At 36.6% G+C, this 21,909-nt stretch carries 15 protein-coding genes; 1 reads left to right on the top strand and 14 read right to left on the bottom strand.

The annotated features are described in order from the left end of the window. Positions 1–13: 13 nt before the first annotated feature. The 10 genes from BLQ56_RS14255 to uxaC form a co-directional block, all read right to left on the bottom strand. Complete coding sequence (locus BLQ56_RS14255; protein WP_090855604.1) at positions 14–2,194, bottom strand: malate synthase G; 2,181 nt, start codon at positions 2,192–2,194, stop codon at positions 14–16. A 49-nt stretch (positions 2,195–2,243) separates the two neighbouring features. Beyond that, positions 2,244–4,355 (bottom strand): hypothetical protein, encoded by a 2,112-nt coding sequence (locus BLQ56_RS14260; RefSeq protein WP_090855607.1) that lies wholly within the window; start codon positions 4,353–4,355, stop codon positions 2,244–2,246. Positions 4,356–4,554: 199 nt separating this feature from the next. Further along, complete coding sequence (gene larC2, locus BLQ56_RS14265) at positions 4,555–5,028, bottom strand: nickel pincer cofactor biosynthesis protein LarC2 (RefSeq protein ID WP_420798183.1); 474 nt, start codon at positions 5,026–5,028, stop codon at positions 4,555–4,557. Between the two features lie 19 nt (positions 5,029–5,047). After that, the gene (gene larC, locus BLQ56_RS14270; protein WP_090855610.1) at positions 5,048–5,839 is read right to left on the bottom strand and encodes a nickel pincer cofactor biosynthesis protein LarC; all 792 of its coding nucleotides are present in this window, start codon (positions 5,837–5,839) and stop codon (positions 5,048–5,050) included. After that, positions 5,820–6,590 carry a nickel pincer cofactor biosynthesis protein LarB gene (gene larB, locus BLQ56_RS14275; RefSeq protein WP_090855613.1) on the bottom strand — a complete coding sequence of 257 codons (771 nt, stop codon included), beginning with the start codon at positions 6,588–6,590 and terminating at the stop codon, positions 5,820–5,822. Before larB ends, larC begins: the two co-directional genes overlap by 20 nt. A 44-nt stretch (positions 6,591–6,634) precedes the next feature. Next, a complete protein-coding gene (locus BLQ56_RS14280) occupies positions 6,635–8,107 on the bottom strand; it encodes a gluconokinase (RefSeq protein ID WP_090855615.1) in 1,473 nt (490 codons plus the stop codon). 71 nt (positions 8,108–8,178) lie between these two features. Further along, positions 8,179–8,979: an ATP-dependent sacrificial sulfur transferase LarE gene (gene larE / locus BLQ56_RS14285; RefSeq protein WP_090855618.1), complete on the bottom strand. Its 801-nt coding sequence runs from the start codon at positions 8,977–8,979 to the stop codon at positions 8,179–8,181. 73 nt (positions 8,980–9,052) lie between these two features. Continuing rightward, positions 9,053–9,823 (bottom strand): SDR family oxidoreductase, encoded by a 771-nt coding sequence (locus BLQ56_RS14290; RefSeq protein ID WP_090855621.1) that lies wholly within the window; start codon positions 9,821–9,823, stop codon positions 9,053–9,055. 72 nt (positions 9,824–9,895) lie between these two features. Continuing rightward, positions 9,896–11,164 (bottom strand): nickel pincer cofactor-dependent isomerase, group 22, encoded by a 1,269-nt coding sequence (locus BLQ56_RS14295; RefSeq protein ID WP_090855627.1) that lies wholly within the window; start codon positions 11,162–11,164, stop codon positions 9,896–9,898. 22 nt (positions 11,165–11,186) lie between these two features. Further along, complete coding sequence (uxaC, locus tag BLQ56_RS14300) at positions 11,187–12,590, bottom strand: glucuronate isomerase (protein ID WP_090855630.1); 1,404 nt, start codon at positions 12,588–12,590, stop codon at positions 11,187–11,189. Between the two features lie 217 nt (positions 12,591–12,807). Between uxaC and BLQ56_RS14305 the strand changes: the two genes are divergently transcribed. Beyond that, a complete protein-coding gene (locus BLQ56_RS14305; RefSeq protein WP_090855633.1) occupies positions 12,808–13,983 on the top strand; it encodes an ROK family protein in 1,176 nt (391 codons plus the stop codon). Positions 13,984–14,444: 461 nt separating this feature from the next. On the opposite strand, the gene gndA is transcribed toward BLQ56_RS14305, so the two are convergent. The 4 genes from gndA to BLQ56_RS14330 all read right to left on the bottom strand — a co-directional run bounded on the left by gndA (position 14,445) and on the right by BLQ56_RS14330 (position 21,824). Beyond that, positions 14,445–15,857 (bottom strand): NADP-dependent phosphogluconate dehydrogenase, encoded by a 1,413-nt coding sequence (gndA, locus tag BLQ56_RS14315; protein WP_090855639.1) that lies wholly within the window; start codon positions 15,855–15,857, stop codon positions 14,445–14,447. Positions 15,858–16,396: 539 nt separating this feature from the next. Next, positions 16,397–17,878, bottom strand: a complete 1,482-nt coding sequence (locus BLQ56_RS14320) for an MFS transporter (RefSeq protein ID WP_090855642.1) — start codon at positions 17,876–17,878, stop codon at positions 16,397–16,399. Between the two features lie 356 nt (positions 17,879–18,234). Then, positions 18,235–19,764 carry an MFS transporter gene (locus tag BLQ56_RS14325; protein WP_090855645.1) on the bottom strand — a complete coding sequence of 510 codons (1,530 nt, stop codon included), beginning with the start codon at positions 19,762–19,764 and terminating at the stop codon, positions 18,235–18,237. Between the two features lie 347 nt (positions 19,765–20,111). Further along, positions 20,112–21,824 carry a type 2 periplasmic-binding domain-containing protein gene (locus tag BLQ56_RS14330; RefSeq protein WP_090855648.1) on the bottom strand — a complete coding sequence of 571 codons (1,713 nt, stop codon included), beginning with the start codon at positions 21,822–21,824 and terminating at the stop codon, positions 20,112–20,114. Between the last annotated feature and the right edge of the window lie 85 nt (positions 21,825–21,909).

Here is a 21,909-nt window from a genome sequence, read left to right on the forward strand (position 1 = left end):
AAAAATCTATCTTTCAACTACTAATTTTAATTCCTGCTTTAGCTTGCTTTCTTCTTTGATGTAATATTGGTTCTGTATAGCCATTTGGTTGCTGATAACCTTTAAAAACTAGGTCTACTGCCGCCTGAAATGCTATAGACTCTTCGAAATTCGGACTCATCGGGATGTACTGAGGATCCCCAGAGTTTTGCTCATCCACTACTTTTGCCATCCTTTTTAATGTATCCATTACTCTTTCTTTACTACAAATTTGATGGTGTAACCAATTAGCCATATGTTGACTTGAAATCCGCAAAGTAGCACGATCCTCCATTAGTCCAACATTATTTATATCTTTTACTTTTGAGCATCCAATCCCTTTATCAATCCATCTAACAACATAACCTAAGATTCCTTGTGCATTATTATCTAATTCTTGTTGAATTTCTTCTTCAGTCCAGTCAGTATTTATTGCGACAGGTATTGATAGTATTTTATCTAAATAATCATTAGACTCTTTGTGTAATCTATCCTGAACTTTCACTACATTTAGTTGATGATAATGGATTGCATGTAATGTAGCAGCAGTAGGGGAAGGTACCCATGCTGTATTTGCTCCAGCTTCTAAATGACTAATTTTTTGATTGATCATATCATTCATTAAGTCAGGCATCGCCCACATTCCCTTACCAATTTGAGCACGCCCCTGTAACCCACAAGCTAAACCTATTGCTACATTTGACTTTTCATAACTATTTAACCATGAGGATGTTTTCATCTCACTTTTGCGAATCATTGGACCTGCTTCCATAGATGTATGAATTTCATCTCCTGTTCGGTCCAAAAATCCAGTATTTATAAATGCGATTCTATCCTTAACTTCTTTTATACAATTTGTTAAGTTTACGGTGGTTCGACGTTCCTCATCCATAACCCCAATTTTTAACGTATTAGCTTCAAGGTCAAGGATTTTTTCCACATTTGAAAAAAGCTTATTAGCAAAGGCTACCTCCTCGGAACCATGCATCTTAGGCTTTACTATATAAATTGAACCTTTTTTAGAGTTTTGATAGGTACCATTCCGTAAGAGATCGTGTTTTGCAATTAAACTAGTAACAACGCAATCAAGAATACCTTCAGGTATCTCGTTTCTATCTTCGAATAGTATCGCATCAGTAGTCATTAAGTGACCAACATTACGTATAAACATAAGGGATCTTCCAGGCAAAGTAAGTTCTCTTCCATCTATTCCCGTATAAGTACGATCAGGATTAAGTTTACGTGTAACTTCTTTGCCATCCTTTTTAAAGATAGACGTTAGGTTACCTTTTATTAGTCCTAACCAATTCCGATATACGTCTACCTTGTCATCCGCATCAACGGCAGCTACCGAATCTTCACAATCCATTATTGTAGTAATTGCTGATTCCAAAACAACATCTTTTATTCCAGCACTATCTTGCATTCCAATTGGATGTGCTCGATCGATTTGAATCTCTATGTGCAGTCCGTTATTTTTACACAAAACGGCAGATGGCTCTCCCTGTAAACCTTGGTATCCTATCAATTGATTTCTGTCTTTTAACTCTACAACCTTTTCATTATTGAGTAACACTGATAAAAGGCCATTTTCGATGCAATACTTTTTTGCATCCTTATGAGAGGCTTCCTTCAATGGAATAACTTCATCAAGAAAATTTTTCGCAAAATCGATTACTTGATTTCCACGGATTGGATTGTAGTTACTTTTATGTTCAGCACCCTCTTCTTCACTGATAACATCTGTTCCATATAGTGCATCGTATAAGCTACCCCATCGTGCATTTGCAGCGTTAATTGCATAGCGTGAATTATTTAGTGGTACAACTAATTGTGGTCCTGGCTGCTGTGTAATTTCAACATCCACACCATCTGTATTAACTTGGAATTCTTCCACCATAGGCTCTAAGTAACCGATTTCACTTAAAAAAGACTTGTATGATTGAAAGTCAAAGTTCTCTTTATTATCTTTAAACCAACTATTTATTTGCTCTTGAAGATGTATTCTTTTACCAAGAAGTTCCTCATTTTCTACTGTGAGATCATTAATTACGTTTTCAAAGTCGGCCCAGAACTTTTCAACTTTTAGTCCAGTTCCCGGTAAGACTTCAGAATTAATGAAATTATACAAAGTGTTTATTACTTTTAGATTGCCGACCGTAGTATAGTTTTCCATTTTCCCCTCCGTATTTTCATTAATGATTTTAAAACAATTAAATGTTGTACTAGATACTTACTTGCTTTTTCAGACCTTTGACAAAGTCGATATCTTCTAAGACTTGTGGGCGGAAGCGTTCCCAAGAGAATGGCTCATCGTCTAGATGCATCAGTGGCTGCTCCACATAATGAGATGAAGTCACTTCAATAAGATCGTCCCAGTGCTTAATCGCATGAGGTGCTTCTAACCATTGTAATGCTTTTTGACGTTCAGCCTCATCTCCAGTCTTAACGAACATTTCATAACAAACCCCAGCACGTAGTTTATCGGCAAAATATAGACCTAATAATGCCCAAGCCTTAATATCTGCCTTTTCGCAGCAAAGAACGGGAGAATCATTTTTAGTTATCGATGCAATCAACTCAAGACCGTGCAGTGAATCTTTCTCTAATGTATCAGCTAATTGAATTGGAGTGACAAACCCTTCAGTTGATTCCTGATTAATTTTACGTTCTACAAAGTCACGAATTGATAGATATGTTGATTCTATTGGCCTGGTATTTAGTAGATCTTCAAGTGATATAAACGCTTTCCCCGAGTTATATCCTGAAGTATCTGTGGAAAGAAAACCTTCAGCATATAAGGTGAAATCCCATAAAATTAAAAAGGATGAGGCAAGAGCTAATGGCATCTTACTAACAGACGAATATGCATCTAACATCAGTTGTCCATTAGATTGACCATATCGGCGTCCCAGTGCATTTGCAAACACTTCATCTGATGTTGTAGGATCGAATAATAATCTCCCCCATAACATATAGTAAAGCCAATGTTTTTCGAACGCGTATGACCACTCGAAATGATCACTATCCCTTGAGTGAGAATAATCATAGGCCGGAATAAAGCACTCAGATCCTATAAAATATCCTCCTACATAATCATGACCGTTTTCCTTAATATGTTCTCTTATGAAATTCGGCTGAGCCCATCGTAGTGTAAAAAAGTCTTCATTACGAGCCATCCATGTTATTTTGTAATTTTGGGGATCTGGGTTCCAATATCCCTTTAACCCATCACTCAATCCTCCATGAGTTATTCGCAATTTTGGAGTTGAATATGCATGTGACCAATTAAACTTTAGTTCTAGCCAGACTGGGTCTGGGAGGAAATCGTTCTTCTCAATTGCTTCTCTTGTAATAGACGGATCAATTGTGAATGGAGCACGATAAATGTACTTAACAGGCCTATTGGCATCCTTCATTCCTTGATAGTAAACATCCTCAACCCACTTTTGACGCTCTTCGGGAGACATGCCACCCATTCTTTCACCTAAAGAAGTACTCAGCCCAGTTAGATCTGGATACTCATCAATCAATTGTGTTACACATTCACGATTGTATTGTTTGATTTGATCTGTAGAATAAGAATCACCAAGATGATAAAACTTTTCATCGCTAACGGCATTGGGATCGTAGTGTTCTCGGAACGATTCAGAGACGAATATATTCCAAGTAACTAAGTACGTTTCTATACCACGCTCTTTTGCCATTTTAAATAAGGATGTCCAAAATCCCTTCCATTCTGCATGCTCTTCATCTGTAAAAGGAGTGGCTTTCGGGAAATTTTTTGGTTTAATCATATATGGAAATGGATGCATGCTCCATAAAGTCAGTACGTTATAGCGATTTTCTGCCATCATGTCTAAAAATGATTTCCAGAACTCAAGATCACGGACCGTTTCTTTTTGCACTTCAAAACTTTCATTTTGCCTGTAAGACGACCAAGGGAGATTGAACTTCAAAGCACGAAACGAAAATTTAGGGTTAATGATACATTCTTTTACGCTTGAAAGGTCACCTTGATTCTGAAGTTGCTCACAAATCTCTAAAATTCCGTGCTTTGCACCAGACTCATCACTTGCTAATAGATATATATTAGATTTCCCTTGATTGTCTCCCCGCTGGATTTGAAACCCCTCTGAGCTTAGTCCCGAATCTATGTTTAATTCATTGCTCTGGTTTCCGTCATGGTTGTTCGTCAAGATCATAATATTGTGTGTGTTAGGGTCTTCTTTTGAGCTCATGGTCCAACTCTCACCCAATTCAGATATTGCATTTTTTAATCTATCCATTGCAAAATTGATCATTGGTGATTGTTCAGGATATGTAAGTGTTATCATTTATAATGTCCCTCCTTCTATATTTATTTATCTCATAATCTAAGTTTATATTAAGATTTACTATAACTCTAATACATATATAGAATTCCAATTATGCGGTTTGGTTATGAAGGTAAATCAAAAAACCCAGTGTTATTCCTTTAAGAAATTCTAAGGACATGGCATGGGTTTCAGAGACTTATTTTATATTTCGTTAAATCTATATTTCGTTTAGTTTTATCCAAACCTTTTCATACACTTTCTTTAAAGGCACCTTATTAGCTATCGCAATTTCTTTACACTCTTCATATTCGGGGGCGCTTTGGATGACTTGTCCTTCATAAATCCCTTCTTTTACTGTAACGGTTCCCCACTCGATTTCCACCCTCCTAAATCTCCTTTCAACACGATGAACGGTAAGAGGATAATAACGCAATCCAAGGGTAGTTGTTTCGTTGAATAAAATTTCCTTCAGTCTATTCAAGTTACTATTGGAACAGAGCAATTGAAGTAACACTCCAGGTCTATTTTTTTTCATATAAATCGGGGTGTAATAAACATCATTTGCTCCTGCTTCAAAAAGCAAATCCATTACATACCCAAGCCATTCACCTGACATGTCATCTAGATTTACTTCCATTTTAAACATTTGATCATCAATATGTTCATGATTAGGAGGATTCTTTGATACCATGAATGGTCCCCTTTCATTGTCAATTATTTTTTTGCAATTCTCCAATAATGACACGTAGAACGTTCGGACGATCTTTAAAGGTTTTCGTCCCAGCCCCATAACCAACAGATTTAACTTCCATTGATGGAAGGGTGCAAAATTCTTCGGCCAACACTGATACTATGGCAGCTCCAGTTGGGGTTGTAAGCTCAAATCTCACATTGCTTTGTTCAATCGGTACACCTTTTAGCATTTCTAATGTAGCAGGAGCTGGTACTGGATAAATCCCATGATCAATATGAATTTTTCCCGTTCCTACTGGGATAGATGAGGATTTTATACGCTTAATTTCTAATTGATGTATTAATATGGCCGTGCCAATAATATCGATAATAGAATCCACTGCACCCACTTCATGAAAATGGACATTTTCCAATGGAATACCATGAATCTTTCCTTCTGCTTCACCAATCTTTTTAAAGATTTTTAGAGATGTTTCTTTTACTTCATCTGACAATTCCGCTGATTGAATTAATTCAACAATATCTTTATATGCTCGATGATCATGGGAATGATTGTGATCATGTGAATGATTGTGATCATGTGAATGACTGTGATCATGAGCAGCAACATCATTCAATATTACATCAAACTTTGTAGAAGTTATTCCATTTTTCAAGACTTTCTTCCATTCCAATGTATACTCCTCTGAAATATTTAACTTTTTCAGTTCTTCTTCTAACTTAATAGGATCTGCTCCTGCATCAAGCAATGCTCCAATAACCATATCTCCACTAACCCCAGAAAAACAATCAAAGTACAATGTCTTCATCTTGATGAACTCCCTTTTTTGCTATTCGATAAATTAAGGCCGCGTTATATGCAGCACCAAACCCATTATCAATATTTACTACACTGATGCCTGATGCACATGAATTTAACATGGTTAGTAATGCTGATAACCCATTGAAATTCGCACCATATCCAATACTTGTCGGAACCGCCATAATGGGATGAGAAACAAGTCCTCCGACCACGCTTGGAAGAGCTCCTTCCATTCCAGCCACTACGACGGAAACTGTCGCATTTTGAATCTCTTCGATATTATCAAAAAGGCGATGAATTCCTGCCACACCGACATCATAAATTCTGCGAACATTACATCCTAACGCTTCTGCTGTAACGGCAGCTTCTTCTGCTACCTTTAAATCGGATGTACCCGCACAAACAATGGCAATATACCCCTTAAAGGAATCTGCCTTAGGGTCCTCCTTCCAAAACAGGATTTGAGCTAGCTCATGATAAAAAAACTCTGGATACTCTTGAAGAATATACTCCGCTTTTTCTTTGGTAATCCTAGTAACTAATACATCATTGTGATTAGATCTTATTGAATTAATAATTAGAAGGATTTGTTCTGCCGTTTTTCCTTCTCCATAAATGACTTCAGGGAATCCTTGTCTCTTTTTGCGATGATGATCAACTTTCGCAAATCCTAAGTTTTCATATGTGGAAAGCTTACCCTTTGCTTCTGTCACCGTTAATTTTCCACTTTGAACCTGCTGTAAAATCTCTTCCAACATGTCTTTCACTCCTTAGCCACCGTATCTAAATAGATGATTATTTACTAAAAATACTTTTTCAGATCATGTGCAAACATATCATATTTTCTATAGATCTCTAAGTATGTTTCATGATTGTTTTGGTCCGGTATAACTGGAGACCCCATCGGTATATTCTTTTTTATTTCATCAAAGGACGTCACTTTTCCTAACGCGACTAAAGCTGTCCATGCTGCTCCCCAAGCTGCACTATGGTGAGTCTCTGAAACATACACTTCTTTTCCAAAGACATCAGCTACTATTTGTAACCATACTTTCGATTTTGATAGCCCACCATTAATATAGATTTTTTCTGGTTCACCAACTGAATATTCTAATGCTTTGGCAATTTGGTATAAATTAAAGGTAATACCCTCTAAAACCGCACGAACGAAATGTTCTTGTTTATGGGTAACAGTCATCCCAAAAAAATTCCCTCTCGCATGTTGGTTCCATAATGGAGCTCTTTCACCATTTATATAAGGGAAAAATAATATCCCCTCAGCTCCGGGCGTCACTCGCTCGGCTTCATTCGTAAAATCATCAAAGCTCCCTTGATAATGTAAGAGTTCTTTTAACCATTGTAGGGCAATCCCCCCATTATTTGTTGGCCCACCAATAATATAATCATCCTCTGTAAATGCATAACAAAAAGTTTCGTGGTTTTCACTTAGCTTGAAACCCTTAGTAAACTGTCTGATAGCTCCGCTTGTCCCGGCAGTTATCGCCACTTCCCCCTTTGAAATGGCCCCAATTCCTAAGTTAGCTAATTGACCGTCAGCTGCACCTATTACAAACGGAATTTCTGTTGTAAGTCCTAGCTTATCTGCTACCGCTTTCTCTAAGCCAGTTAAAACTTTAGTTGGGGGAACTATGTTCGATAGTTGTTCCTTCTTGATTCCTGCCTTTTCTACAAGCTCATCATCCCACTTAAGAGTTTTACCATTAAATAGCCCTGTGGCTGATGCCATTGAAAAATCAATGACTCGCTGATTAAACCATTTGAAAACAAGGTACTCCTTGATTGAAAGAAAATATTGTGCATTATGATATGGCTCATATTCCGTTTCCTTCATCCATACTAACTTTGATAATGGAGACATCGGGTGTGTAGGCATTCCATTTTTGGCATAAATGTTCATTCCATCCTCTTCCATTAAATGAGCAGCTTGTTCACTACTTCTTCCATCAGCCCATATTAATGCCTTTGATAGAGGATTCCCATCCCCGTCAATACAAATGATAGAATGCATGGCTGCTGATAGACCTATCGTAACTATTTCATTCTTCTCTATGTTCGCTAGACCTAAAGCATCCCTTACCGCTAATACAGCTAATTGAACAATCTCATCAGGATCTTGCTCAACCCATCCTGGTTTAGGATAATAAGAAGTAATTAATTTTTCAGATTCTGAAACAACCTTCCCCTTTAGTGTAAAAACGACCGCTTTTACACTCGTTGTTCCAATATCAAGACCCATGACCAGCTCTCTAGACATCCTTCATCTTCCCTTCAAATTTACTAATCTTCACAGAAAAAGCTTTGGAGAAAATTCCAAAGCCTTTTCTATTATGAAAGAACCTTATTCATACTTCCGCTCTTATAACCTACTAAATCTAATGTTATATATTTGTACCCGTATTCTATAAGCTCTCTCGAAATAGCTTCATGATTTTCTAATACGATTGTCATATCGCCTGGTTCTACCTCGATCCTTGCGATTTCCTGATGCGTTCTTACTCGAACCTGACGAATATTTAATGATTTTAAATAAGCTTCTGCTTTTTCCACCTTTGTTAGCTTTTCAATTGTTATTTGTTCACCATAAGCAATTCTAGACGAAAGACATGCAAATGAAGGTTTATTCCATGTTGGTAAATCATAGTCTCTAGAAAGCTCTCGAATCTCATCCTTAAATAAATTTGCTTCTTGTAATGGACCACGAATTCCCTTTTCCTTTGCAGCTTTCATACCAGGGCGAAATTCATTTAAATCATCTGCTATGACACCGTACACAACATTATTGTATCCCTCTTTTTCCATGACAGGAATCAAATGATCAAAGAGACTGCTTTTACAAAAATAACAGCGATTTCGGTCATTTTCAATATACCCAGGGATGGCTAATTCTGAGGTCTCTAATACAAGATGATTGACTCCTATTCGATCTGCTAATTCCTTTGCCTCTTCTAGCTCACTAGAAGGATATGTTTCTGAATCAGCGGTCACAGCGACTACCCGATCAGGCCCTAGTGTATCAACCGCTACTTTTAATAAGAAGGTACTATCCACTCCACCTGAAAAAGCGACAACTACCGATTCCATCTCACGGAGAATTGACACTAACTTCAGATATTTTTCATTAATCATTGTCCTTCTCCTTTCTTAACAAACTGATATGTTTTAATATATATAGATTCATAGATTAGTAGACCTAATTCGATTAGATAGTCATACTTCCAAAACCGCCGTCAACTCGAATAAGAGTACCGGTTACAAAGCTTGAAGCCTGTTCAGAGGAAAGCCAAACCGCGGCACCTTTTAGTTCATCAGGATTTCCAAATCGCTTCATAGGTGTATGATTCATAATGGATTCAATTCGCTCTTCACTAAGGATTTTCCTATTTTGCTCTGCTGGAAAAAATCCAGGAATAATTGCATTCACACGAATACCGTAAGGAGCAAATTCTCGTGCTAAAAACTGTGTGACACTATTTACTCCTGCTTTTGAGACTGAATACGTAAACACTTTTGATAATGGAGTAGTGGAAGAAACAGAAGAAATATTAATAATGCTTCCCTTTCTTTTCTGTTCGATCATTCTTTTAGCAAAGATCTGACATGCAACGACAAGTCCTTTTAAATTAACATCCATAATGTCGTCCCATTCCTCCATCTCTAACTCAAAAAATGGAGTTGCACTATTTTTCCCTGGTGCATTAAGTATAATATCAAAACCGCCTGACCACTCTTCAATTTCTTTAGCCACACGTTCTAAAGATTCTCTTGAACTAACATCTGCTTGAAACGCTTTACTTTCTCCACCGTTTTGTTCAATCTCTTGAACTACTACATTCGCTTTTTCAAGATTACGACCCACGATTGCAATTTTCGCCCCATGTTCAGCTAAGCCTTTGGCAATGGATGCTCCTAATACACTATTCCCACCAATTGCTACAGCCGTTTTCCCTGTTAAATCAAATAATTGACTCATTTTTAAAATCCCCCTTAGCGCCATCTGCAGGCAGCAATCTTTAAAATGTGGCTACCTGTAAGTGTTTTGTTTTTAAAATAGGTTTCCATTTTCATCAAAGGATAGCTCAAAAAGCTCTGAACTTTGTTCCATTTGAGGATGTTGCTTAATAAGGTCAAGTAAATTTTCGGACACTTCGATTTCACTTATTTCTAGTGTGTTTTTGATTCGCACCATTTTTACTTTTGTAAAATCTAAGATGTTACATGTTTTAATGGCTGCTTGTATCGCCTCTTTATCATTTGATAAAGTTGTCGCAATTTTTGTTGGCGCACATACTGTTGAAGTTAGACCATTGGCATAGGTGAACTCAAGATCCATTTTGTCTACTAGTCGTTGTGTCGTGAAATCTGCAGTTCCGACTCCATTGGCATTTCCTTCCGTTTCATGTGTTAAATCAAGGACCACCATTTTATTTACCTCAGGTCCACCGTGTGCATATGGAGTTGGATAACGACCTGTGATATTTGGATCCATTCCATCTCCACTAATATTTTTCCCAATTTTATCAATGACAAGAACGTCTATCTGTTCAAAGAAAAGCTTTGGTAATAGTTGTTTCGCTTGTTTCTGCAACTCCGGTTCTTTTTCCGCAACTTCTTCCGCCGCTAACACCTCAACACGTTTAACCTTATCAAAAGCATTTTCAATCGACGCTACTCCAAAGAGGACCGGTGTTTTTTCCATGATCATCTTTGCCATCGCAGGAACATTTTCTGCCATATACTTAAATCCCAATTGATGACAAGCCTCTGCCCCTTTTTGTTTTCCTAAACCTATACTAATCATCTTCATAATTCCACTCTCAACAGGTCCACGAAAAGCTGTATGAGGTTTTATCCGATTAATTACCACAATTCCATCTGCTTTTGAAGCAAATTGATCAACATAAACAGGTAGGCCACTTGGTAATTCCCCTAGTTTGACGACGTCCATCGAAGAGCGAATTTCTGCACCTACACTTTCTTCGGTTACACCAAGATGTGCTAAGACTTCACGCTGACCATCTGCAGTAGCACCTCCATGACTCCCCATACTTGGTACAATAAATGGTTTCGCTCCTAGTTCTTTTAAATATTGTACTGTGACGGATGTAATATCAACTAGACGATCCATTCCACGACTTCCCACTGCAATGGCAATTTCCATTCCAGGTTTTACTTTTTCATGGATGATTTCTTGATTTAATTTTTCTTTTAGATCTTGCTCAAGATTTTCTAGTTTCTTGTAATCAAAATGCTGTCTTACCTTGACCATTTTCGGCACTGGAATATCTCGTAACAAATCTTGAATGATGCCCATATCTTACCCTCCGATTACTCGTTTATTTTATAGAAAAGAAGCTTTTCGCATTATGAAAACCTATATTCTCAATCATTTGATGTAGAATCTCTTCATCATTTGGCGCCTGGCCATTTTCAACCCATTCTCCAATTAGATTGCACAGAATTCTTCGAAAATAGTCATGTCTTACATATGAAAGTAGACTACGAGAATCTGTGGTCATGCCGATAAAATGACTGAGAATTCCTAAGCTTGATAAGTCTTTCATCTGTCTTGTCATTCCATCTAGCTGGTCATTGAACCACCATCCAGAGCCAAATTGAACTTTTCCCGGAATACCTTCCTCAAAGAAGTTTCCAATCATTGTTCCAATCACATAATTATCACGAGGATTTAAATTATATAGGACCGTTTTAGGCAGTGATCCCACGCAATCTAATGTATTTAAGAAACGAGATAAGCCTTCAGCCAAGAGTTGGTCTCCAATCGAATCAAAGCCACCATCAGCTCCAATTCGTTTTTGCATTTGGGTATTATTATTTCTCAACGCGCCCATATGAAGCTGCATGACCCACTTTTTCTCCGCATACATTTTACCTAGTTCAACCAGAAGATAAGAACGATACCCAATAATTTCATCTTGGGTAACCACTCCCTGATTTAAACGTTTCTGAAAAATGTTTTTCACTTCGTTTTCTGAAAACGCTTTAAAATCCATTTGTGTAATATCATGATCTGAAGCAAGGCAACCCTTTTCTGCAAAGAAGTCCACTCTTTGTTTTATAGCTTTAATCAAATCTTTTAAACTAGTAATCTTAATGGATGACACATCTTCGAGTTTACTTATCCAATCATGAAATGACGATCTTTCAATAAATAAGGCACCGTCCGGACGAAAAGTAGGAGCAACTTCCACACTAAATGTTTCATCTTCCTTTAATAATTGATGATATTCCAACAGAGAGTTTGGATCATCTGTTGTTCCTACAAATTCAACATTTGATTTCTCTATAAAGCGTCGAGGCTTGTAATCCGGAGAACTTATTTTCTCATTACATTCTAGCCAGATTTCACGAGCAGTTTTTGGTGACAATCTCTTATCTATCCCAAAAAAGGTTTTCAACTCCATATGTGTCCAGTGGTACAACGGGTTCCCCACTAAATAAGGAACTGTCTCAGCCCATGCCTCGAACTTCTCCCAGTCAGTCGACTCCCCTGTGATGAGTCTTTCACTTACCCCGTGCATACGCATAGCTCTCCATTTATAATGATCTCCTGCAAGCCATAGCTGCGTAATATTTTCAAATGAATGATTTTCATATATTTCTTTTGGACTTAAATGACAATGGTAATCAAAAATAGGAAGTTTTTTCATGATATCATGAAAAAGATGTTCTGCTGTAGAATTCGTTAATAAAAAATCTTCGCCTAAAAACGCCTTCATTTTTTAGCCCTCCGTTGTTTTATATATAAACCCTTTTTAATTTGTTTACAAAACAAACTAATTAACTTATCATTAGATTATCATCTCAAGATGATTTCGTCAACGATATAAATTTAGTAAATAAGTGGACATAACTGTATACTGTTTATATTAGAAATTAGATGAATTTATACAATGGACTTATATAGATACAATTTAATTAAAAGGGTGAGTTTATATGGCAATTGGTGATGCTGCATATATTAAGAAGATAAATAGAAGTCAAATTATTAGCAAGATTATAGAACAGGGAATGGTATCTCGAGCTGATTTATCTAAGATCACGAAATTAACCAGAGCAACGATTTCTGTCCAAGTAGCAGATTTATTAGAGGAAGAATTACTTGTTGAATCCCAGCAGGAGCATACTAATGTGGGGAGAAAGCCAATCATGCTCTCTCTTAATCGACGTGCAGGATATGCTCTAGGAATTGATCTGGACTTTCGATCTATTTCTTTTACAGTAACTGATTTATCTGGTAGTCCAGTTAAAACTGATCGTGTTGTGTTAGAAAGCTCTAATTATGATGATGTTCTTGAAATCTTGATCAATCAGATTAGAGGCTACCAAAGTCAATACTCTCATAGTCGTTTTAGAATTGTGGGGATTGTCATTGGCATTCATGGAATAGTGAAGAATGACAAAACAATTAGCTTTGTCACACAACACAAATGGTATGACAAAGATCTTAAGGGTGACCTAGAAAGAAATTTACACACTGAAATCCACGTGGAAAACAATGCAAATTTATGTTCTTTTGCGGAAAAGGTATATACTCGTCACCAAAGTGAAAATTTGGTTAGCGTTAGTATGTATTCAGGTATTGGACTTGGAATTTTAATTAATGGAGAGCAATTAAAGGGATATCATGGTTACGCAGGTGAAATGGGGCACATGATCATTATTCCTGACGGAAAGCCCTGTAATTGTGGGAATTTGGGTTGTTGGGAGCTTTATGCGTCTGAAAATAGCTTCCTAAAACAATTAGCTGAAAGTCTAAATAATCCTCTATTATCCTATGATGAGGTTGAAGATCTAATTCATGCAAACAATCCAGTTGTCATGGCTCAAATTGATGAGTTTTTAAAGTATATAGCCATAGGTCTAAATAATATTATCAATTTATTAAATCCTGAAACATTGGTGTTAAATAGTGAATTACTAAAACTGATTCCTAATGCCGAAAGTAAGATTAAGTCGAACTTTAAATCCTCGATTAGTGATTATAAAGAATTATTAATATCAGAACTTGGTACAAATGCTAGTGTCATGGGGGCGTGTGCTCTATCTATTAAGAACTTCCTGGAAATCCAAGAGTTAAGGTTTACCATAGAAAATGATGATTACGAGTAATTAAGAAAAGCGCAAGCGCCTTGTTCAGCCCCGACAGGCATAAGGCGAATCACGCAGGAAATCTTGATTTCTGGAGTGATTTGACTTATGACCCCGAGGGGCTAGGCGCTGGAGCTAGACACTAAACCTAAGTTCGAAATTTTATACCTTCTTATCTTGATAATTAAAAAGACCTCCTATTAAGCAACCTGTTCATCGGTTGCTTAATAGGAGGTCTTTTCTTTTGGATCTTTTCGCAAGCTTGTTGCTATTTGACCAGGTTAGGTTGATTGGCACTCCAGGTATGTGCTTTCCTTGGTGCAGGGATGAACCTATCGTCGCAAAGCTCCTGTGGGGTCTCATCCTTCCTGCGCATCCCGCAGGAATCACATACCTTCCGTTCCAATCAACGAGCTCTATTAAATTAAATAGGTCTTAACACAACAATCTTTTTGAAAAGAGTCTTTCTTTTTAAAAGGAAATCATTTAATCCAGTTAGTATGGAATATTCCCTCTTTATCAACACGCTGATACGTATGTGCACCAAAGTAATCACGTTGAGCTTGTAATAAATTTGCTGGTAAGGTTTCGGAACGATAGCTATCATAATAAGCAATAGCACTTGAAAATGCCGGAACAGGAATTCCGCTCTCAATTGACGATCCGACAACTTCGCGCAACGCTATTTGATAGTTTTCTGCAATTTCCTTAAAGTATGGATCTAATAATAAGTTCGCTAGATTTGCATCACGATCATATGCATCTTTAATTTTTTGTAAGAATTGAGCCCGAATAATACATCCACCACGGAAAATCATCGCGATGTCTCCATAATTAAGGTTCCATTCATATTCCTCTGATGCTGAGCGCATTTGAGCAAACCCTTGTGCATAAGACACAATTTTACTAAAATATAAAGCCTTACGTACTGATTCAATTAACTCCTCTTTGTTCCCTTTAAAAGTTTCCACTTTTGGACCTTGTAATAAATTGCTTGCTTTCACACGCTCATCTTTCATAGCGGAAATAAAACGAGCAAATACAGACTCTGTAATAATCGGTAAAGGAACCCCTAAGTCTAATGAATTTTGACTTGTCCATTTACCCGTCCCTTTTTGCCCAGCCGTATCCAAAATCAAATCAACAAGCGGTTTCCCAGTTTCTTCATCCACTTTCGTAAATATATCTGCGGTAATCTCAATTAAATAGCTGTCTAGTTCTCCTTTATTCCACTCTGCAAACACTTCATGAAGCTCGGTAGCACTTAAGCCAAGAGAATTCTTAAGGATGAAATAAGCCTCACAAATTAACTGCATATCTCCGTACTCGATTCCATTATGAACCATTTTTACATAATGACCAGCTCCATTGGGACCAATATAAGTGCAGCAAGCATCATCTTCTACTTTTGCTGAAATGGACTTTAAGATAGGCTCTACTAATTCATATGCTTGTCTTTGACCCCCAGGCATAATCGAAGGACCTTTAAGTGCTCCTTCCTCCCCACCCGATACTCCAGTTCCAATAAAATGAATACCCGTTTTCTCTAATTCTAGATTCCGTCTTATGGTGTCTTGAAAAAATGTATTACCACCATCAATGAGAATATCTTCTTTTTCAAGGTGAGGCTTTAAAGAATCTATAGTTGCATCTGTCGCAGTACCAGCTTTAACCATTAACAAAATCTTTCTTGGCTTTTCTAAAGAATCAACAAACTCTTGAATCGTCTTTGCACCAACAAAATTTTTACCTTCTGCTTCATTTTTTAAAAACTCTTCTGTTTTATCATATGAACGATTAAATACAGATACAGAATAACCTCTACTTTCAATGTTTAGTGCAAGGTTTTTCCCCATAACGGCTAAGCCGATGACACCAATTTGCTGTTTTGACATAGTTTCTCAATTCCCTTCTAATCTTTTTATTTAACAGACTTCTAATTAATTTGTTTTGTAAACTAACTAACTAAAGAATATCATTTTACCTATTCTATAGTCAATATTAGATGTATGTCTATTCTTTGAAATTACTTCTATCTTAGCTTTATAAATACAAGGATCCACTAATTTCTCAAGGAGCTCGTATTAACTCTACCATTCTGTGATATGTTGATTGATTTATTAATTCTTGTATTTTATTTTCTAAAAGATTGTTGTTTTAAAACTTATATAATTTTGTAGAGCTCGTTGATTGGAACGGAAGGTATGTGACTCCTTCGGGATGCGCAGGAAGGATGAGACCCCACAGGAGCTTGGAGACGAGGAGGCTCATCACCTGCCCCGCGGAAAGCACATACCTGGAGTGCAAATCAACCTAACCTAGTTAAATAGCAACAAAGTTTGCGAAAAGAGCCTTCAATAAAAATAGAGCCCTTAAAGGCTCTAAAACTTAACATCAAAACGATAGTACTATTAACTTATCTTTGAATCTTTTGCTATTTTCTGCGAGATTGTAGTTCTTCTTGAATTTCCATCATTTTTTTAAAATCTAATTCATAGAACTTCATAGCAACTAATGATGCAATCCAAGCTATCATTAAGAAACCAATATACAAGACCATTGTTACCCAGAAGATTGATTCAGAATATGGTGTATCTATATCAGGAAGAGACGCTTTAAAGCCAATCATGGCTAACATTATACCAACAACCGTTTGTGCTAATGAAGAAACCATCTTATCAACAAATGAATAGGTTGTAGATACGATTCCAGGCGCAAAGCGATCTGATCTATACGTTTCGTAATCGATGATATCTGGTATCATTGGCATAACGAGTCCGGAAGAGAGATAACGAACGCCACCGCCTATTAAGAATAAAGTTACAAAAGCAATAGTCATAAAATTTAAACTACCCGAACCGATTTGGGCTGGATCACCTAACCACAATAGGAAGAACATAGCAGTAAAGGAAATAATACATCCCCAAGTGGCCATAACAAAACCTTTTTTCGTACCAAACTTAGCAGCATAACGGATACCAAACAGGATTACTAAAATATTGGGGATTAATGCAATTGCTGACAGGGTACCAAAAATTCCATAATTTCCGATAATAATGCCAAATAACATAAGATTAACAATTTGGTTACCCGCAATTTGTAGACTAAGCTTATCAGTTGTTGCAGCCAAAATGAACATTTGTAGCGGGCGATTCCCTTTTAAAATTGGCCACATATCTCTAAATGAAATAGTTTCCAATTTACCAGCCCCAAAGTTTTCAATTCGATCCTTCGACCAAATTGCAATCGTTGCCAGAGTATAAGTAACTGCCGCAAAAATCGCTACAGTAATAGCAAAATCTTGAAATAGCCCTGGATTACTAAAGCCACCATATTTAGGTGCTAAGAACTTAGCTAAATAAATGGATCCTAATGCAAAGAAGGTTGTAGAATATATTACTTGAAAACCTCCGATTATCGGGCGCTGCGACGGATCATTTGTCAAGAGGGCAAGACCTGCACTATTTGCCACTCCAACTAAGGTGTAACCAATAATATATATAATATATAAGAAACTAAAGTAAACCATTCTAATACCTTCTGGAACTGTATGAGCTGTGTAGAACATAACAAGAACAGAAAGAGCCAACATTAAATATCCAATGCAAAAGAATGGTCTAACTTTACCAAATTTCCCATTGGTTTTGTCAATAACCACACCAATAATTGGATCAGTAATACTATCAAATATTCGAGTACCTGTAATAATCGTAGAAGCAACTACAGTTCCAAGCCCTACAATACCTGTTGCATAAAAAGATACTAACATCATTAAAAACATAAATGAGTTTTGACCTACGCTTCCAATAGGATAAAGGGCCATTTGCCATATATTAGCACGATTGTATTTTATCTCTCGTTCTGCATTTTCCGATGCTCTTTTCTCTTTAGCTGATAAATTCGGTTCTTTTTGCATTATTTTCCCTCCCCACTTTTATAAAATTCCGAATATGTTATCGATTCCATTAGTCCATTTAATAACTTATATTACTTAGTACTTTTTACTTATACTTTTATTATAATAGGTTTCCGCCTCTTCTAAATAGCGCTTTATTAACTTTTTAAATAAGTTTGCTAACTATGTTACCTATTTAATAAAGTTTTTAAAGAATCCTTACTTCTTCGAGATAGTTTCCGTGATTTTTTATTGGTTGTTCAACCAATGATTTTTCTATAAAAAATAAGAGGCCCGCCCCACACCACTTAGGGGATAGCCTCTCTCTTTTAAATAGCTGTTTTATAATCATACTTGGATCTTTTTCACTTATTTATTTATGAGTATTTTACTTTAGAATCCGTTTCCATTTCTATTTTAGAATTTTTTCGACGCTCTTCCAATTCTACTTGAATTTCCTCCATACGATCTTTATCTAAATCATAGTATCTCATTGCAATTATCGTACTAATCCATGCCATTAACTTTGTACCAACAAACAAGAACATGGTCATCCAAAAAATAGTATCAGAATATGGTGTATCTATATCAGGAAAGGCTGTTTTAAAACCAATTAGCGCAAGTGCTAATCCCACGAAAGTTTGCGCAAGGGAAGAAACAGTTTTATCAATAAATGAGTAAATACCACCTACAAGTCCAGGTAAATAGCGATCAGATTTATACGATTCATAATCAACAATGTCAGCTAACATAGGTGGAACTACAGCGTTCGTTATATAACGTAGTGCCCCGCTTCCAATATATAATACGATAAATGCTATCGTCAAAATTCCCATGTTATTCATACTTATCTGTGTTGGATCTCCTAACCATAAGACCAAGAACAATAGTACATACGTAATGATACATCCCCATGTAGATAAGACAAGACCTTTTTTCAGTCCTATCTTTCTAATGACAGCCGTTCCGAAGATAAGGGCTAAGATATTAGGAATCAGCCCCATACTTTGCATGGCACCTGCCATAGCATAGTCCCCCATCACAATTCCGAACAACATTACAGAAATTACTGCATTACCCGCAATTTGCAAGCCTAACTTATCTGTTGCAGCAGCCACGATAAACATTTGTAAGGGGCGGTTCCCCTTAAGTATTGGCAACAATTCTTTAAACTTTAAACTGGATGAAGTCTGTCCGCTCCCAAAATTCTCAGGACGATCTTTTTTCCAGATTGCAATTAGGAACAGTCCGTATCCGACCCCAGCGAATATAATTGTTGCTATCGTGAATTCTTGGAATAAATCTGGGTTATTAAAACCACCATATTTTGGCGTTAAATACATAGACAGGTAGACCGTAGCAATTGTATAAAAGAACATCGTATAGATCATTTGGAGACCACCAAGAGTTGGTCTTTGCTTAGGATCATTTGAAATAATTGAATAAGAAGTAGCTTGATTAACACCCGAAAACGTATATCCAATTATAAATACGATATATAATAATATAAAGTATATTAACTTCATACTGTCAGGCACAAGATGACCAGTAAAGTATATCAATGAAGTTGAAGCTGCCATTGTTACAAACGCGAGGGTAATAAATGGTCTAACTTTACCAAATTTCCCCTTCGTTTTATCATAAAAGAAAGCAATTATTGGATCTGTAATACCATCAAAAATTCTTGAACCTGTAATGACAACCGAAGCAATAACTGTACCTAGCCCTACAATACCCGCTGCATGATAAGCTACAATGGACATTAAAAACATAAATGAATTGTGTGCCATTGAATACAATGGGAATAAAGCCATTTGCCAGACTTTAGCACGATTGAATCTTTTCTCACGTTCTGCTTTTTCCAATACTCTTTTCTCTTTAGCTGATAAATTCGTTTCTGTTTGCATTATTTTTTCCTCCCTACTTTTTTGCCAAATCTCTTCAAAGTATGTTATCGATTTCTTAATCTCTATTGATCATTAACTGTAATCACTTCTAGTACTTTTTACTTACACCTTATTATAATAGCGTTTTCACCCATTCTAAATAACGCTTTCCCAACTTTTGATAGCGCTTTATTAACTTTTCAAAAGAGTACGCCAACTACTTAACCTATTTAATAGAGTTTTACATGATCTTACATCGAGATAGGTTCGTAGATTTTTATAAATTTTTCAACCAATCATCTTTGCTACCAAAAATAAGAGGCCATCCCCCATGAATTTAGGGGATAGCCTCTTTCTCTTTAAATAGCTTATTTTACAGAATCATACCATTCATTTACTTCTTTGGTCACATCTTCTCCACCATTTGAATACCAGCTTTCTACAAAAGCATCAAAAGCTTCGACGGGCTTTTCACCATAGATGATATCGATAAATGTTTCCCTTTCCATTTTTTTCAGCATTTCCCATCTACGTTCCATCGTGGGTGTGGTAAGACCATGGAAATATTCAGGGACATCAGCATATTCTTGCTCTATTGCTACAAGCATTGCTTGTCTTGAAAGTAATTCTAGCTGCCCCATACCTAAGTCTGCTTTGGCAGCTAAGGCTGACAAATCTCGGGTAGTAAGTTCCTCTCCTCTTGCATGTTTTAAATTAGCTTCTACGTTTCTTGAATTATATATGGGTGCGCTTGCTGTTAACATATATTTCATTGTAAGAGTTCGCCCTCCAGGAATCACTTCATTGCTTGTAATTGCTTGTCCGTCTTGAATGACATAATCATAGCCTTCCTGAAAATCTTTAAAAAGGAATGGATTCTCACTTTCATATATAGAGTAAAGTGTGTTTTGATAGTGAAACAATGCTTTTAGTGCCTCTTCCGAAATATCTTTATTGATGAAAATTCCTCCTAGAGAAGGGTTATCGACTGTCCTCATGTTTTTTCCACCTACCCCTTCTGGAAGAGGATAAGGATTATATATCGCACTGGGATTTGATTTTAGTAGCCATGATGAATAATGATTTAGCCAATATGGAGCACCAACAATGCCCACCTTGTTAGATTTAATATCAACTGACACGCTATTAAAGTCATTGAGAGCAACTTGGTTAAAAATATACCCCTTTTCCTTCCAATCTCTAATTTTTATTAATGCATCCTTCATTTGTGGTTGAACAGAACCATAGGTTAGTTTTCCATCTGTACCAGGATACCATCTTTCTGGTATAACTCCGAACAATCCAAATACCCAAGATGAATTTCCCACGGGGTTTTTCGTAAAATCAGGCTTAGCTGTTAGTGCAAGCGGTATTGTATCGTTCTTATCATTGCCATCTGGATCCTGTGTTGCAAAGGCATCCATAAGTGCTTCAAGTTCTTCTATATTAGTAGGAGCTTCAAGTCCTAATGTATCTAGCCAATCTTGACGAATCCACATAACAGGTTGTGAACCCTGGTATTCGTGGATAATCGGTATAGCATATTTTTTGCCCTCATGATTAAAAGGCCACCAAGCCTTCGGAGATACCTCAGCCATTGCTGCCTTATATGTTTTTGAAGCATATTTCTCGAATGCTTCACCTACATCCATAACTAAACCAGATTCTATCAACATTTCAATCAATTGATCATCTAATGAAACAAAAACATCTGGTAATTCCTGACCTGTTGCTAATATAAGTTTCAGTCTTTCCTCATAGGACTGGTCTATTCTAGAAGAATACCATAGCACTTCAAAATTCACACCCAGCTGTTCCTTTGCCCAACGAGTATGAACATTATCCGTAAGAGATTCTCCATCTCTAAAATAAGTGTTGGGCAGTTCAGAAAGGATTGTTGTAATGGTAACAGGTGGACTAATCTTTCCATTTATAATGTTTATTTTGCCTACTTCTTCATTACTACCATTTGTTTCATTTTCTTTATTTTTTGGGGCATCTTCTCTACCATTTGCCACAATAAGACTTATAAGGAAAATAAGGACTAATGATATCGTGAAGTAGCTCCAATTTATTTTCATGACTTATCCCCTTATTTCTTTTATATACTTATGTTATAAAACTTATATTGTTATTCTAACTTTCATGAGCTTGACTGGTGAAATT

Source organism: Litchfieldia salsa, assembly GCF_900104555.1.
GTDB lineage: Bacteria > Bacillota > Bacilli > Bacillales > Bacillaceae_L > Litchfieldia > Litchfieldia salsa.

Coding starts and splice junctions, on each gene's coding strand:
- BLQ56_RS14255 (WP_090855604.1), bottom strand. CDS start 2,194: ATGGAAAACTATACTACGGTCGGCAATCTAAAAGTAATAAACACTTTG.
- BLQ56_RS14260 (WP_090855607.1), bottom strand. CDS start 4,355: ATGATAACACTTACATATCCTGAACAATCACCAATGATCAATTTTGCA.
- larC2 (WP_420798183.1), bottom strand. CDS start 5,028: ATGGTATCAAAGAATCCTCCTAATCATGAACATATTGATGATCAAATG.
- larC (WP_090855610.1), bottom strand. CDS start 5,839: ATGAAGACATTGTACTTTGATTGTTTTTCTGGGGTTAGTGGAGATATG.
- larB (WP_090855613.1), bottom strand. CDS start 6,590: ATGTTGGAAGAGATTTTACAGCAGGTTCAAAGTGGAAAATTAACGGTG.
- BLQ56_RS14280 (WP_090855615.1), bottom strand. CDS start 8,107: ATGTCTAGAGAGCTGGTCATGGGTCTTGATATTGGAACAACGAGTGTA.
- larE (WP_090855618.1), bottom strand. CDS start 8,979: ATGATTAATGAAAAATATCTGAAGTTAGTGTCAATTCTCCGTGAGATG.
- BLQ56_RS14290 (WP_090855621.1), bottom strand. CDS start 9,823: ATGAGTCAATTATTTGATTTAACAGGGAAAACGGCTGTAGCAATTGGT.
- BLQ56_RS14295 (WP_090855627.1), bottom strand. CDS start 11,164: ATGGGCATCATTCAAGATTTGTTACGAGATATTCCAGTGCCGAAAATG.
- uxaC (WP_090855630.1), bottom strand. CDS start 12,590: ATGAAGGCGTTTTTAGGCGAAGATTTTTTATTAACGAATTCTACAGCA.
- BLQ56_RS14305 (WP_090855633.1), top strand. CDS start 12,808: ATGGCAATTGGTGATGCTGCATATATTAAGAAGATAAATAGAAGTCAA.
- gndA (WP_090855639.1), bottom strand. CDS start 15,857: ATGTCAAAACAGCAAATTGGTGTCATCGGCTTAGCCGTTATGGGGAAA.
- BLQ56_RS14320 (WP_090855642.1), bottom strand. CDS start 17,878: ATGCAAAAAGAACCGAATTTATCAGCTAAAGAGAAAAGAGCATCGGAA.
- BLQ56_RS14325 (WP_090855645.1), bottom strand. CDS start 19,764: ATGCAAACAGAAACGAATTTATCAGCTAAAGAGAAAAGAGTATTGGAA.
- BLQ56_RS14330 (WP_090855648.1), bottom strand. CDS start 21,824: ATGAAAATAAATTGGAGCTACTTCACGATATCATTAGTCCTTATTTTC.